We start from the raw sequence: 15,476 nt of genomic DNA on the forward strand, positions 1-15,476 counted from the left end.
ACTGTTTATTATCGGACATTTTTCATGACCTTCTTACTTCCTGGCGGTGGGGTAGAAGGCGGCGAGCCAATCCCGCTTCCTTTGGGCAAACGCCAGACGGCTCGGAATGCCAGGACTCCATTCGGCGGGAAAGAAGGCGTTGATCTGCTCGCCGACCTGGATTGCGAGGCGACCCATCTCCGAGACCACCGCGTCGAAAGCCGCCACCTCCATGAACGGGCCGATTACGGCATCGCCATGCTTTTGAGGGCGCATCATCAGGTCCGATTTCATTGTGGGATGACCGGCGAGCTCGGAAAACATTTCGTACATCTCGGCACGCCGTTTCGAGGCGAAGCCGTCGCGGTCGTCGAGCGCCTCGCGTACCTTTACGGGTGAGAACTGCTTCATGCGCGCTTTTTTGTCAGCGAAGCGCCAGCGCTCGATGAGGCTGCGGTCGCTGGCGAAAAGGTCAAGTAGGAAAACGGTCTCCAGCACGTCACGCAGGATGAGAGCGCTGATCTGATGGTAGCCTGTAAATGTCAGTTTCAGGCTCGCGCCGAACGCGTTGAACGTTCTCATCCCGAGAACCTGGGCTACTTTCAAGTCTTCATCCTCAGTGTCAAACTGCCGGAAGATGTCGGCGAGATCCATCGCCGCTTCAATGAAGGCGAGATGCAGTTGTAGCCGCACATCGCTGGCAATAATTGCGAGCGCCTTGTCGCGGAGTTGCTCCTCCCCGCGATGCAGGTTTTCGAGATTTGCGGGTACCGCGCCTCGGCTCGTGGTCATCGATCGCAGCCTTTTATTTCCACAACTTGGCGTCGCGGTTTCGTACAACTGAGAATGTGCCGAACGCCGGCCTGGCTTTGAATGAGGCGATTTGCGGCACCCGGTCGCCAAGAGCGACGGCAAGCTCAGCGCGTGTGATTGTTGCCTGGTCGCCGATAATGACCTCTACGAGCTTGAGAGTCGGCGAGAAAGGCTCGAAGTAGAGACCATTATCATGAATGTTCTCGCCGAGACGACAAAAGCAACGATATTCGGATTCGTATCGCCAGGCGCTAAATTTGGTCAGCAGCAGGCTATCCAGGTGCTCGCCGATCAGTTCGCGGCCCACTGGCGTAGGCAGGCGGGTATGGCGATATTTCACGGGGCTGTAGAGATCGCCATCGGGCACATCGAAACCTAGCGCCAGGCCCTGATGCTTGTCAGCGTAGTGTCCCCAGAGTAGTGGATTGGACCATTTTCTGCTGAAGCACAAGATCCCGAGTTCAGCGTTTCGCTCCTCTTTCCATTTCCGCAATTTGGCGCGCGTCTGAGGGTCCTGTAAATTCCAGCCTAGGAACTCGAAGGGATCATTCAGTGCATTTATCCGCGCGACTTTGAGACGCTGATTCCGGATCGCGAGTAGCCCGAATTTTTGGGAAGTAAAGTGGTAGAGACGCATGCTTGAGTTGACCCGTTCGAAGACGGCTGATCTTATCAGCGATCCACGGTTTTGGTCGTGATTTGTTGCTGTGGTCACTAACCGCTGCGATATCTGCTAATCAAGGCTCACGGCTAGGAGTCGTCCTTCAGCAATCGGCCCTTTACCTGGAATTGGCTAAACGGCTGCATTTTGGTGGGAGGCGGCGGAACCCGGTAGCTGTGGGGAAGGCGGTCATCTACCGTGGCCAATGGGCTTCCACGGAAAAGCGCTGCCAAGTCGGTCGTCTACGGTGCGTTAGGCACATCCCACAAGCTGACATCGTTGAGAGACGTCTGAGCACCAGCTGACAGCTTAAATGCAAGCGCTCGAACCGCTCACCGCGCACCAAATGTCGCCGACTGTCGTGTCTTTACACCACCTCCGTATCGGTTTGGGCTGAACGAAGTCCAAGCGTATGTGTTTCGTGGGAGCGGCGGTTTCTGACGGTGAGAACGTTCGAATCGTGTCCGGTGGCGTCACTAAACTGCACTTTTCCTTTGGTCGCCAGCACCGTTTTCACGATGCCGGCCTTCTCGAAGACTGCGTTTTGACCAGAGCTTTGAGGCGGCGCATGTTCTCCGGGAAGTTGACGATGTAGGCGCCAAACGCATGTGTCATAGAGGTGCCTTCGCCCATCCAGCTCTTTAAATCCCATCCCAGATCAAGCAAGTCGGAGGCAGCGAACACAAATTCCAGCGTATCGGTGATGAACGCGAATTCTGTGAAGTGCTCTTGATATTCGAATGACGCCTGGCTGCCGTGCACATAGTGATTGCGGGCCAAAACGGCGTGATTGCATGGCAGATACAGGTCAGGGAACTTGTCGTCGACCGCTGCCATGACTTTGTCAGCCCTGTGATAGACCTTGTTGCGAAGACTGGACGTGCCAACACGCCCCAAGGCCGAAAGTACGGACTGCTTGGCGAAGCTGTCCGGCAGCGCCGCGAATGTCTTGCGACATTGCTCCACCGCCGTCTTCAGCAGCGCATCGGGCTCCTTCTTCTTCGGCGCACGGCTCTCCGGCAGAAGATCGAACATGTTGCCGGCGCCGACGATGCGGTTGATGCCGTAGCGCCCGAAAAACGCCGTTGCAAAGCGTTCTCGGGGATCGCCCATGATTGCGGCGCTGTCCATCCAGCCTGCAGCCACCTTGGCAAACTGTTCGGGACGTCGATCCGGCGCCAAGAGAATGTCCACCCGACTCGTCCTTGAGTCATCCTCGACACGCTCGTTGCACAGACTCCAATACAGGCGAGCTGTCTGGTGCACATCGTGTTCCGCGTGCTTTGTGCGGTGCGTGAACTCCAACTCAATCCACCGATAGCGCTGCCGGTGCCCTACGCTGAGCTCGAAAAGGCCGTGCAAAGTATATAGCGCGCGGATGGCATCGCTGGGCGTCTTGGGTTCGACAAATTCGATGCTGGCTATCACTTCGTTTTCAATGCCGATTCCGGCCGCAGTTCCCATGCCGTGAGAGGTGCGGTTTGTCAGCGAGATCCTTCCAAGCTGGTCTCAGACGCGATGATCTCCCACACGCCGCTGAAATACATCAAGTACGGATGCTCGCCGATCTCCGGCTCGAAGGAGCGTTTCGGCCAGCCATACTTATCGGCGATCTTCTCCGATCGCTCATGGTCCTTTTTCAGCAACCTGCGCACGTCGTCGGGATCTGGGCTAAGAGACTGAAAGGTCTTGTGTCCACTCAGTAGGCTGGCGACGTTATCGAAGTGGTAGCGAACCGCCCGGATTATAGGTTCGTTGGAGCGGATGAACTCTTCACCTACCACAACATAGTTCAGGAAAATGCACTCTAAAATTGTGTGTTCTCATCGAAGCGGTGCTGCGTTTGGCTGTGGACCACACAATTCAGAAGCGACGCTTTTTTGCCGTCGCTCAGCATACCGTGAATATCTGCGTATTCGGTTTCGGGGGACTTCCAGAAGCTCTTTCCTATGAGCTGCGCGGCGCTGTCAGCACCCGCGATTCTCAGGTGCCCGGCGAAATGGCTGTCGTCTAAACGGAGAATACCGTGGTACTGATCGTGCGTCTGCATAGCTAAAAAGTATCACCCACACGCGTGCGCAAGCAAGGCGGCCCTGAGAGGGTGTATCGGCACGGAGCTGACCTGCCACTGAACTTTCATCCAGCGGCGACTAGAGCCCCGGCGGTTTTGAATACGCCAAGTGGCGCGGTGTGAGCAACCGGCGGAAACGCGAAGCTTTCATCTTGCGCAGCGTTGGAGCCGGTTGCGGCGATGGTCCCGGCAAAGTCTGCCGGGGTTTGGTATCCGAGGGATGAGTGCGGCCGAAAATGGTTGTAATCGTCGGCCCATTCAGCAATGGCGCTTCGGGCATGATCGAGGCCGAAGAACAGGCTTTCGTTGAGCAGTTCGTCGCGCATGCGCCCGTTGAAACTCTCGACATAGCCATTCTGCATCGGCTTTCCCGGCGCGATGTAGTGCCACTCGACCTTGTGATCTTTCGACCAGGCGAGGATGGCATTCGACGTTAGTTCGGTCCCGTTGTCGGAGACAATCATTCCGGGCTTGCCGCGTCGTTCGATCAGCGTCGTCAGTTCTCGGGCGACACGTCGACCGGAGATAGATGTGTCCGGGATCGCTGCCAGGCATTCGCGCGTCACATCATCGACAATGTTGAGCACGCGGAAGCGTCTGCCGCAGGCGAACTGGTCGTGGACGAAATCCAGCGACCAGCGGGCATTGGCCTTCGCTTCGACCAGGATCGGTGCACGCGTGCCGACAGCACGCCGCCGGGCCTTTCGCTTGCGAACGGAAAGCCCTTCCTCGCGATAAAGACGGTAGATGCGATTGACGCCGGACGGCTCTCCATCCCGCCGAAGCAGGATGAACAGCCGACGGTAGCCGAAACGCCGTCGCTCATTGGCGAGGTCACGCAGCTTCGCTCGCAGATCGACCTCCGGCGGTCGATTGGACCGATAACGGATCGTCTTGCGGTCGGCGGATACGATCTGGCAGGCCCGCCGTTCCGAAAGACCCATGACGGCCTTCAGATGCGTGACGGCTTCACGCTTGGCGGCAGGCCCTACCATTTTTTTGCAAGAAGCTCGCGGAGCGCGGCTGCATCAAGCATCTGTTCGGCCAACAGCTTCTTCAGCCTGGTATTCTCGTCCTCAAGCGCCTTCAGCCGCTTCGCCTCGGAGACTTCCATGCCGCCATATTTGGCTTTCCAGTTATAAAACGTCGCTTCTGAAATCCCGTGCTTGCGGCAGAGGTCGGCCGCCTTCGCGCCAGCCTCCTGCTCCTTCAGCACACCGATAATCTGCTCTTCCGTAAATCGCTGCTTCTTCATTCGTCCGTCCCTTAATAGGCCGGACTCTAATCCATTCTGGAGGAAATTCGCAGTGGCAGGTCAGAGCAAGCATAAGCGCGTCTTCTACCACCTCCCGGGCAGTCCAATCTCCCAGCTAGCCGATATAGAGCTGCATCACTAAACGACGGCTTTGCGCCCACAAGCGAACTCCGGCAAGTATGCGCCCCCGTGAAGTTAGCGTTCTAGTCTACCATCGACGCTTTCTTGGCCGACCAGAGTCTCAACTGTCCATCAGCCGTTCGTAGGCCAACCAGGACGGACTTCACGCCGTTGGACTTATCGTATTCCCTTGACGATCCATACTTCCAGAATGTGATCGTGTAGATCAACCTCTTGTTGAGCCGCTTGAGCGCGGCATCGAGCCATGTACCCGATGCCCAAAGAATTTCACCATATTCATGATGGCGGTAACTGGGCTGATCTCGGTCAGCTCGCCAGCCACCCCAAATTTGGCTCTTCAACGCGAGGCTACCGTCAGGTGATTGCCACTCGCCGAGCACTGATCCAGGCGAAATCGCCAAGCGCTTCGTCAGATCGATACCCAGGCGTGGTCGTGAAGCTGCGTTGTGCGCCGCGGTCTCATCGCCCTGATCGATACCGAGGTTGTGGTTCTCCCGCGCCCAGATGAAAGGCTCAATGACGGTTTTGTCACGATAACGAAGATCATAGTACCCCTCGTCCCACATTTCCGGCAGCCAAAGATCATGGCTGGGCAACTTCGCAAACGAGGCGCACCGACCAATGGCACCCTTTGGATCAGTTAGTGCCGTCACAATACTAACGGACACGTCATCTGGCGAAGACCACCGCCCATAGATCGGGATCGCCGCATCAGCATCGGCCCCCATCAATCCGATCTTTGCGAGCAGCGCATCCTGATCCTGCAAGGTCTCTTGCTGACCATCGCGCCGACCCAGCATACTGTCGCGTGCCGCCACCGGTACGGCATCCTTACGGTCCGAAAGCCACGAGCCATCTTCGAACGTAATGTCATATCGATCGCGCCATTCCAGCCAGGGGGACGCATCGTTGGCCTCATAACTCCGAACCACGATAGGTTTGGTTGCAAGGAGCTTTGTGACGGCACCAAAAAGTGCGTGTTTCTGGGCATGCTCACGCGCATACTCGTAGCGGTCATACCTGTCCCGTTTGTATCGATCGTGGCCACCAAAGAAGCTAAGGCCCTTGGCGCCCGGCCAGCGCGCAGTGATTTCGGAGGCTAGGGCGTCTTCGGCTTCGCCACGCGAAATGCCAAACATGCGAGCAATCTTGTCAATCTCGGTGTTGTCGAACTCATAGTCGAACGAGAAGCCCGATTTTGTATCGTCCGGCGTCGGCCACTCATCGCTGACGACAACCCCATGCTTCGGCACGTCAATTTCGGATCGCAGCGATTGCAATTCGGCATCGGGACCATGGTGTCCAATATTCTGCAGGCATCGCGCGATATGCACCTTGTGAATGACGTGGATGTCCGAGCGCCCGGCAAGGGCGATTAGCCTCGGGCGAAGAAACGCTAGCTCAGGGCCGTGATGCAGGGCCGCACGGGCGATTCCTATAAGAAGCCACTCCTGTGAGTTCTGGTAGGGGAGCATGCGTCCCGACGACGCCAGAGCCGGTACTTCCGCCTTGTCAAACCGATCCAGCAGCAAGCTAAGTTCGGCCTTAAGGCCTAAGTCGACGAGCGTGGATAGACCACGAGCGATGTTCCATCGGACATAGGCATCATCATCGCCGAGTAGGTGCCAGAGGAAATCAGCGAAGAACTCGGCTTCTCCAGACGCAATCGCTTGTTCCGGGCGGAGAGCACCCTCTCCGATTTCGTCTGCAATCCGCGTAGCCGGGCCTGACAGCATCATTTCGAGAGCGGCACGTGCGGCTTCAGCTGAAGCAACGCTGCAAAGGGTGGTTGCAAGTTGTACCCATTCGTCGCCGTCCAGTTCGACACTGTCGGCTACAACTCTCTTGAGTACCTGATCGAGAACGAATTGCTCATCGGCGCAGAACTCAGCAAGCTGGTTTACCCGCCGCGCGATGTTCGAATGGCCGTCGTAGAACAGGTATTCGCCCTTGCTTTCGAAAAGCGTGGACAGAAGAGCTTTTGCGTTCGCCACCAGGTGGGCAGAGGAGCCTTTCCAATCCGCAACGGCTTCAATCAACGTATCAACCGAGCGATCAAACTCCCATTCTGTTGCGTCGCAGATCGCAAACAGGAATTCCATCCGCTTCGTGTAGGGACAAGAAGAGCGAAGTTGGCGAACGAACTCGATCCGCGAACCAAACGATAAGCGCTTGTCCTCATCGATTTTCTTGAGCGCCTCGTCGATGGCGGCGGAAGAGGTATGGTCACATGCGTTGACAAGCTTCCTGATAGCCTCGTCGATCTCCTCCTTGGTAGGGCGGTCATCCACGGATCGCGGAAAGTCGAGCGGTGAGTTGTTGCGACTGTTGTACTCGTCCTGCTTTCTCTTCGCTTCATCCCGCAGTTGGCGAAGTTCCTCCTGCTCATCTCCGGTGAGCACGCCAGGGTAGTTTGCCCCTGCCTTTAATATGCTCTCCCAAAGAGTAGGCCACGCTCCTGAGGTGTGTTCGGCGCGAAGCTTTTGCAGAACTGCTTCAACAATGCGTCTCTGGTCGTCGGCATTTGAAAGACTGAGAAGGTCGGAGACACCCGCACCCACCTGCCAATCCCACCATCCATGGTCCCCGCAAACCGTCAGGAGGAAAGCTGCACGCAACGCCGATAACCTGCCTTCTTTAGCAAGGAAGCAGGCAAGTTGTGGCAATCCATAGGAAAGCTCAGCAACGTCCTGATCGTCCCATCGCACTAGCTTGGCAATGGCAGGCAGCCCGATGGACATCGACGCAGCACGGGCGAATAGCGTCCAGCCGAATTTACTCGGTTCGTCGTGCGCAATAACCTGACAAAGATTCATCAGGCGCTGGGCTAATACCGGCTCTACTGGCCCCCCTGACTGTTTCGCCGCATAGTGCAATAGCGAATAGATCTGCTGGTAGTCCTCACCACCCATCTGATCCAGTTGAGCGAGACCCTGTCGGTAGTATTCGCGAGCCTCATCAATGCTCATTGGCAGGAGAGCGGCCGCCAAATCTGCGTAGGAATCACCACGGGTGCCGATGTTTTCGTCTGTCCGGATCTGCTCGGAGATGTGCTGGGCGAACTGGCCCGAGAGCTCGTGGAAGGCCGGACGACGTGCGAGGTGTTCAAGCGCCGACAGCTTCTGATGAACTCCGAAGCGATTGCTGGAAATCAAGCTGACCATGGCGGCGGCCTGCTCCGTCGTGATATCACCGACGAACTTGAGCACCAGCCGGATACAGTCGTGCCCCACGGTGCGCGCCAACAAGTCCGTCGAACTCTCCGACCGCCAATGGATATCATTGCGAATGTAAGGCGTGAGGACTCTCACCAATTCGGCGACGTGAACAGCGGACAGTGGCTCTTTCGATAGCACTGCCTTCTGGATTGGTGCGGTTACTGAAAGAACCATCTCGATGCCGGAAGCGATTTCGTCACGTTCGCGGCTGTTGTACCTAGCCTTTGGGCTTTCGCCCCCTTTAGGTTTCCGTTTCTCGTGAGCTGCTGCGGCTCGAGCCGGCTCGCGCTGCTCCGCGAGAAAGGCTGCTAGGTCCTTCCTGGAGGCAATAGCCTTGGCACGCCGTGTTACCTTCAGCTCGCCGGGCAGCAGATGATGATAGGACAACGGCTTCCCGTCGGACCAGGCCCGGACGCACGCGGCAATAACCGGTCTCCATACCTTCGAATGACCGTATCGCTCACTATAGTCGTAGCCCGATGGCCGCGCCGGGGGGACGTGCTGGATGATCGACTTGGCGGACACACGCGAATTTAGAAGTAGTGCTGCAAGAGCAGCCTGTACAACTTCATTCTGTATGCCCCGCTCCTCTCCGAAGCCGATGTCGTGGTCGTCGTCATCATCCGGAGAGGACAGGCGCTCGAGGGATTTCGCTAATGCTCTTACCTGTTTCTTCGATACGAGGTGCGGCTCGGCGAGAAGCTGCATTTTGAGGGCATGGGAGGTGCACTTTTCACTGGAAGCGAATGCAACGAAGTCAGCAAGAACCGCTTCACCCATGGTGAGCTCGTACCGTTCCAACAATCGCAGCAGTTCTGTACTTGCTGACAGCGAAAAGCGGTCATTCCAGTGGGCTAGATTGCGATCTACGTTCTCGAAGCTTGGCTGCAGCGCGGTTTGGAGCAGAACCGCAACAAAGTCTTTGACTGCGGGTCCCTCGCGGTTGCGCGCATCCTCATCCTTCGGTTGTTCAACATGCCAGTTTATCCATCGGACGGTACTATCACGCTGGATAAGCGCCTCTTCCTGATCACCGGAGAAGCTGTGCGAGATCGTTAGGCGCGCGCTCCGCGCACCCCGCCAGCCAGACCTGTCGGCAAAGAGACGCCGCTGGGCGTCGGGATCGCCCAATTTGACTGCGAGAGACGGGGAACGGCGGATAAATTCGTCGCCGCGCATGTTGGCTGTAGCTGTTTGGGCCAATCGCATGATTACGCTGATGATGCGATCGTAGTCTTTGCCGTCGACCGACAGCTTAAATGCAGCCCGGAGGCGCGCGAGCGTCAGGCGACGGCGGCCAAATTCCGACTGAACAGCAGAAGGAAACTCGTTGGACTCTGCCAACGCAAAAGCGCGATCACTGTCATTTATGACGACCAGCAAGTGGGGAAGCGCTTCTGCGGCATAAGTTGATCGCGCTTGCGCCTTCATTAGCCGATCGGCAATAGCGCTCTGTGCTGCGGTCTCCTTCGCATAGGTATCTCGGATATACGTTTCTGTGGGCTCATCCCTGAAGATTGTGCCGTGCGGAGTCCGCTCCAACATGGGCGCTAGGTCGGAGGCCGCTGTGCCTACCTGTGGCCCCGACCAGCCAAGGGCGCTCGCCAGCTCTTCCAAGGGGATGGGTGGAGGAAGCAAGGAGAGCGCGACGAAAAACTCCCGAACCTCGTTGTCGGCCCAACCCGCAACATGAAGGTCCGAGTTAATCTTCTGGCATCGCTGTGCGATGAGCTCCGGCACTGTAATCGGTGTCGCCGGCGCGTTGCCTTTGACGTTTACGTCCCAGGTCTGAACAAGGTAGTCGAGGACGCGCGCGTTCCGTCCCGACCTTGCAACCGCTGCCGCAAACTCGACATCGGAAAACCCGGGCCGTCGATCCTGCAAGAACTGACGGGCCTCGGTCTCCTTGAAGGGCCCGAGTTCAAATGTTTCTACATGCGAACGTGCGATCACAGAATCTCTTCGATGGGTACGAGCGGTCAGCAGCAACTTCACGCCCCTGATTGGCTCGCTATGCACCGAGTTCAGGAGCAGCTTGGGAAACGCATCCTCGTGCCGATTGTCGGCTTCTATCTGGGCGTTGTCCGCTGCATCGATGACGATAAGCAGACCGCGCTTTCCAGATTGCGTTTGAATTGCTTTCGCAGCCTGTTCAAACCGCTTGCGTGCTGCCTTGAGCACTTTCCGCGTGTCGTCACTACCCGGCAACAGAAGATCGCAAAGCCCTCGGGAAGCCAGTTCGTTGACGAGTTGGACGATGCCGATGCTTGGAAGATGCCGCGAATGTTCTTCCGAGCGATAGGCACCGCCTCCAAAACAGTCGAAGAGGACTACTTCAAAGTCCGCAGTCAGCTTTCCAGCGAGGCTCTGGATGAACACGGTCTTCCCGACGCCACCTTCTGCGTGGAGAAAAACCGGCTTTGTCGAGTTCTTGACCAGGTCGCCAACGACAGCGAGTTCAGCCCGTTCGACTACGGCTCCAACGTCAATGAAACGCGTATCAGCGGGAAACAAGTCCTCGGGCGGGCAGTCAAGCGCATCAAGGACATCCTCGCGCCTGATCAGGTTCTTATGTTGGCCGCTCGGCCCTGCTTTCTTGAGGACTAGTTCCTGAAGATCATGGAGCCTGTTCTTGGCCTGCGCATCGGTCCCTGCCGACCAATCGATAAGGGTTCGGCGCAGAGCATTGCTTTGGTCGGACAGGCTCTTCTCCGCGGCCCTAAACTCGGTCCTAACAAAGAGACGCTGCGGATCCGCAACCCCGTACTTTGCACATACCCCTGCTAGGTAGGCTACTTGTTGGATGGAGCTTGCATCGGGTGATTTGGCGCCGCCCTTCAGTTCCGTGATCGCATCCCAGAGGCTGCGCGAAAAAGGGGCATTCGTTACGAAAATGAAGCTTAGCTTGCTGTCAATCTCATCGGCTGTGAACTCCTTTTCATAGCCGACGATCGTCTCGCAGAATTTACGGATAGTCTTCTGCAAATAGGAGGACGTTACCTCCTCTTCGCGAACCTTGTACTTGAACTGAACGGTCTCCAGTCGGTCGCAGTTGCTGAAATTGTCCCCGTTTCCATAGTACAGGACAAGATCTGCTACTTCCTCCGCTGCCGATCCAGGAGTAGCCGTTTCCGTGGAGGAAAGCCCTTCAACCGCTATCGCAAACAGGCTGTCGTTGGGGAATACGAGCTGCAGCGCTCTACGTGCCGCCCAGCGTTCATGGAACGTGTGACCGGCTCTCGAGGCGCGAACTGCATCAATCTGATCATCGTTAATCGTCAGCATCGCGGGCTTGCGTTTGTCCCCATGTAAGGGTCTCTGAGCTTACACATTTAAGATGATAGCCCCATTTCCGACTGCAATAGCAACACCTCTGACATCCACAAGCTGTAATTGGCCCGAGCGACATTGACCAGATGGATTCTCATAGAGATTTCAGTCCATTCAGAAGTTGCCGAATTGCGTGGGGGCGACCCAGCGCGGTTAAGCTGTAATCGTAAGTAGCTCGTTGCGGATCTCTGCCCAATCAGCTGCAAGATTAACCGTCGAAATGACTACCGGAAATCCTAGCAGATGATACTGGAGCTTCAGCGGACGCTGGACCATCGGATAAATAAGCACGCCGCGGACTTTGGTTCCTGGCTGCCGATTTTGCGCGTGTGCCAAGTATGTCGTGAGTTGGTAAAGGTGTGCTGAGCGCAAACGGGGTGTAAAACGCCCACCCCCCAACGCCTCTCGATAATATTTGGCGTCTACAATCGTCGTGTTCCCTTTCGCACGAATTGTTATGTCCGTCTGCATCGTGGGAAGAACCTGCAGATCGTTGCCGTTTACCGCTGACGCGTGCCAAGGCATGATCTCCGAGCCCACCGAGCAATCGGGTAATTCCGCGCGGTAAAAGCCACGAAGAAAATCCTCGAACACGGCTGCCATACGGGTTTCATCTTCGAGAATGTCTTGAAACCGCGAGCCCGTTCCCCGCTGGTCCGGCATTAGAGAACAGAAAACAAACTCGCACACCTTCATGAGTAGGCCGTATTGCGAGGTGTTACGAGATAGCTGGACTCGATGAAATATGTCTGCTGTCAAACGAATACGGGTGACGCCGTGAATACGCGCGGCCGTTGCTCGCAATTCATGTCGAGTATCAGATTTTACATCACCACACGCGGCAAGGTTGAGAATGGTTGTCAGCAAAATTTGATTATGTAGCACATCGTAAGTTAGCTCATCCGCCTCACAAACCGCGTAGCCCCTCAGCAGCGTTTGCCGAACAGCCATCTGGTTAATGACAAGCCTTCCACGGGGGGCCTTGGTCTCTTCAACAACGCCTTTATACCCGCGATCAAGACCTCGCCTGAGCAGGGAATGGGAGCGATCAATGAGTATCCTGGCGAATAAATTAGGTAAGTCAGGGCTTTCTGTTACCCCTACATCTTTGACAGCCCCTGGCTGAAAATGTCCCCAGGCGTAGAGGAGGAGGTAGTAAATATTACTGATAGGAATATTCACATATCAACCCTTCAGCCTTGTGAACCACTCCTCAGCACGCTCAGGGTTGTCGAACCAATACTCATAGAGAAGAGGCGCGATTTCCGTTTCAATTATATTGTCGTACCAGATTTCCGCGTCCTCTACTGCCTCGTAGGGAGTAAAAAAGCTATGTCCAATCTGAAAGCCAGGGCCAAGGTTTATTTTGTCGGAGGCGATCGCGGCGTTCAATTCCCCCATTCGCGTGCGAACCCGGCTGACAATTTCTTCTGGTATACCCTTAGACACCAGGAAGGCGCCGAATCGAGGGGCGTCAAATTGAGGGGCCACATTCGAAAACGCAAATCGGCGGCGGAGCGCGTAGTCTACGAGAGAGAGTGATCGATCGGCCGTGTTCATCATCCCGATTAAGTATACGTTGTCTGGTATGAACCGGCGCCCTTCGCCTTTGATTGTATAAGCGAGCCTGGTTGCCCATTCAGGGCTTCGCTTATCTGCTTCAATAAGAAGCATAAGCTCGCCAAATATCTTTGACAGGTTTCCTCGATTGATTTCATCGATGATCATGACATGCGGTGTTGCGGGCTTTGCCTCTGCAGCCTTTATGAACCGCAAGAAAATGCCGTCCTGCAAGTCGAACCCACCTTTGCCGTCGGGTCGAAACCCGCGCACGAAATCCTCGTACGAGTATGACTGGTGAAATTGGACGGATTCGACCAGTTCGTCGTCGCGGGCGCCGATCAGAGCATACGCCAGCCGTTTTGCAAGATAAGACTTTCCGACGCCTGGCGCGCCTTGAAGGATGAGGTTCATCTTTCTACGCCAGATACTGAGTGTCTTCTCAACCTGCTCCCGCTCGACGAACAGTTCCGCGACTGCATCATCGATTGAATACGGAGGCGCCGGCACAATTTCGTCGACCATATTTGCCTCTGCAGGATCGTCGCTTTGTTCAAGTTCGTCGACGTCGGTTACGCGCTGGTAGGCGTCTAGGATCCATTCCAACTGCTCGGTTATCTGCTGATCCTCGGGCACATGCCCCTCCGGGAGATCGTAGTGCGCAATCGTCCCCACCTCGTAGTTCTTGGATGCAGAACTGCGTGAACGTAGATCGATATTATTGTCCAACTGGAACTCGGAAGGACCGAGGTGCAGGATCCTTTGGCGCGCAACGCTGGCTGTCCGGAGCATCTCTTCTGCGGCCGCTTTCTGGCCCAGCGATTGGACAAGCGCAGTCATACCTTGATTCAGAGTCAGATAGGTAATGGACAGGTCTTCTGCGATCAAGAATACAACGTAAATGCCGCGCTGGGTCGTCGTCGTGACACGACGGTCGAGGAGTGAGATCCAGGGCGTGTTGGTCCAATTGCCTTTGCCGACACTAACTACGACGTTCACTTCTGGGCGCTTTCGAACCGGATCGCGTTCCCGAAGCCAAGACTGCAACCCGTCAATCGCTTCGCGTAGTTCGGGGTCAATCCCGAACGCCCCCTTACGCTTGGCGCCGAAAACCTGAAGGAAATTGCTAAGCCGACTGGAAAACTCTGCGGTCGGTGCCACTGGAATGCGAGTTGTCTGCTGAGTGAGTAGGGGTGCAGTATCGTGCTCCCCATGCCAATCGCGCAGTAGCAATGGCTCGAATAGGTGAGCCGTGTTTCTGATTTCTGCTACGAGATCAGCCTCGTCCAATTGAGCGCCACGCAGGTACCGTGAGATGCCGCCTGCAGAATTCGCTGCTCCCGAAGGCGATTGTAGGAAAGACAGCAGATCATCGAGGGAGCCAAAGTCTGCAACATTAGGCTCAAGACGGTGCTTCCGACGGAAAAACCACTCCCCTGACTGTGCTATAGCTTCAGAGATGCGTTCCGCCTCATGAGAGTTGGGCGCAGGAAGGCGCGCGAAAATTGTCGGCGCAGTTTCTCGCACTTTGTCTTTCAGACTCTGCGTCGAAAAATCGCTCGGATGCACAGCGGCACCGAAGCCATATTCCACACCTCTCTCAGAAACGATCATGAAAATCTGCGGATTGCCGGCTAGATCGTCTTCGTTTTCCGCTGGAAAGACCGCAAACCAGAGATCTTTTGGGAGATAGCCGCGAACGCCGGAACGCGGGCTGAATCCGGAGGTAAGTTTGACAACGACATCGTCGGGCTGGCCGAGTTCATCCGCAGCGATCTCGGCCAACTTACCAAGGGCGTCGTGAACGCGGCTGTACGCATCGCGCTCTTCCTGCGAGAGATCGCCGTATTTCAATCCTTGTGCCGCCTTTTGGCGAGCTGACGCAATGAGATCGATATCCGCTTGGGTAATCGTGGGCGCCTCATCAGTATAAGGGTCGATTACGTGGAAACCCAATTCGTCAAGCTTGTCGCCGATGGCATTACGGGTGGAAACGAACTCACTGGCTCGCAGCGGACCACGAGATGGGTGCTGGTAGCCGACCGCTGCAGCTAAGATCGCTTCCGCGTCGTAAGTCTTCCCATCTTGGAGACGTAAAAGAACCTCGCCGTTGCCATAACCGTATTTCTGGAGAAAACGATCACGGCCTAACTTATCGAATTCTGAAATTGCGGCCTGAACTGCTTCAGGACTTGTCAAAATAGCTAGCGACATACTGATTCCCCTCAGCACAGGTCATCGATGCTGCTCTCAGTTGTCAAGGCTATAAGCAACCTTGTGTTGCTGTCGCTTGGGTCCTTGGAGGGAGGGGGTGGCTTCCGGGGGGTGCGCGGAGCCCCGGTATCCCAAATTTTTTAAAAATGCTTGGCGTTCATCATTTCATTTTGGTCGTTGCCGCCCTTTGAGACGGAGCGCTTGGAGCGAAATGCGAGAATAATTCGGGAAAGG

Annotated in this window: 9 protein-coding genes; 1 reads left to right on the forward strand and 8 read right to left on the reverse strand. The window is 56.0% G+C overall.

What is annotated here, in order from left to right:
- Positions 1–33: 33 nt before the first annotated feature.
- From ACD590_RS00460 to ACD590_RS00475, 4 genes are all read right to left on the reverse strand, one after another.
- Positions 34–819 (reverse strand): hypothetical protein, encoded by a 786-nt coding sequence (locus ACD590_RS00460; protein ID WP_439020828.1) that lies wholly within the window; start codon positions 817–819, stop codon positions 34–36.
- Entirely contained in the window at positions 785–1,429 is a 645-nt protein-coding gene (locus ACD590_RS00465) for a DUF2971 domain-containing protein (RefSeq protein ID WP_439001929.1), read from the reverse strand. The genes ACD590_RS00460 and ACD590_RS00465 overlap by 35 nt, the downstream gene beginning before the upstream one ends.
- A 537-nt stretch (positions 1,430–1,966) precedes the next feature.
- A complete protein-coding gene (locus ACD590_RS00470; RefSeq protein WP_439001930.1) occupies positions 1,967–2,917 on the reverse strand; it encodes a HEPN domain-containing protein in 951 nt (316 codons plus the stop codon).
- Between the two features lie 20 nt (positions 2,918–2,937).
- Entirely contained in the window at positions 2,938–3,237 is a 300-nt protein-coding gene (locus ACD590_RS00475) for a hypothetical protein (RefSeq protein WP_439001931.1), read from the reverse strand.
- 29 nt (positions 3,238–3,266) lie between these two features.
- Here ACD590_RS00475 and ACD590_RS00480 point away from each other — a divergent pair, with 29 nt between their 5' ends.
- Positions 3,267–3,467: a hypothetical protein gene (locus ACD590_RS00480; RefSeq protein ID WP_439001932.1), complete on the forward strand. Its 201-nt coding sequence runs from the start codon at positions 3,267–3,269 to the stop codon at positions 3,465–3,467.
- A gap of 122 nt (positions 3,468–3,589) precedes the next feature.
- Here the strand turns inward: ACD590_RS00480 and ACD590_RS00485 are convergent.
- The 4 genes from ACD590_RS00485 to ACD590_RS00500 form a co-directional block, all read right to left on the reverse strand.
- Positions 3,590–4,779 (reverse strand): IS3 family transposase gene (locus ACD590_RS00485; RefSeq protein WP_115156737.1). Its coding sequence is split into 2 segments (ribosomal slippage): positions 3,590–4,527 and positions 4,527–4,779, totalling 1,191 coding nucleotides; the frame shifts between segments, so codons are not numbered across the junction.
- Positions 4,780–4,982: 203 nt separating this feature from the next.
- On the reverse strand, positions 4,983–11,423 hold the full coding sequence (locus ACD590_RS00490) for an NACHT domain-containing protein (RefSeq protein WP_439001933.1): 6,441 nt from the start codon (positions 11,421–11,423) through the stop codon (positions 4,983–4,985).
- Between the two features lie 198 nt (positions 11,424–11,621).
- Positions 11,622–12,650 (reverse strand): 5-methylcytosine restriction system specificity protein McrC, encoded by a 1,029-nt coding sequence (locus ACD590_RS00495; protein ID WP_439001934.1) that lies wholly within the window; start codon positions 12,648–12,650, stop codon positions 11,622–11,624.
- Between the two features lie 3 nt (positions 12,651–12,653).
- Entirely contained in the window at positions 12,654–15,242 is a 2,589-nt protein-coding gene (locus ACD590_RS00500; protein WP_439001935.1) for an MrcB family domain-containing protein, read from the reverse strand.
- Positions 15,243–15,476 lie beyond the last annotated feature (234 nt).

The sequence above is a fragment of the Rhizobium sp. 862_C5_N1_2 genome (assembly GCF_051811205.1).
Classification (GTDB): domain Bacteria; phylum Pseudomonadota; class Alphaproteobacteria; order Rhizobiales; family Rhizobiaceae; genus Rhizobium; species Rhizobium leguminosarum.

Coding starts and splice junctions, on each gene's coding strand:
- ACD590_RS00490 (WP_439001933.1), bottom strand. CDS start 11,423: ATGCTGACGATTAACGATGATCAGATTGATGCAGTTCGCGCCTCGAGA.
- ACD590_RS00470 (WP_439001930.1), bottom strand. CDS start 2,917: ATGGGAACTGCGGCCGGAATCGGCATTGAAAACGAAGTGATAGCCAGC.
- ACD590_RS00500 (WP_439001935.1), bottom strand. CDS start 15,242: ATGTCGCTAGCTATTTTGACAAGTCCTGAAGCAGTTCAGGCCGCAATT.
- ACD590_RS00465 (WP_439001929.1), bottom strand. CDS start 1,429: ATGCGTCTCTACCACTTTACTTCCCAAAAATTCGGGCTACTCGCGATC.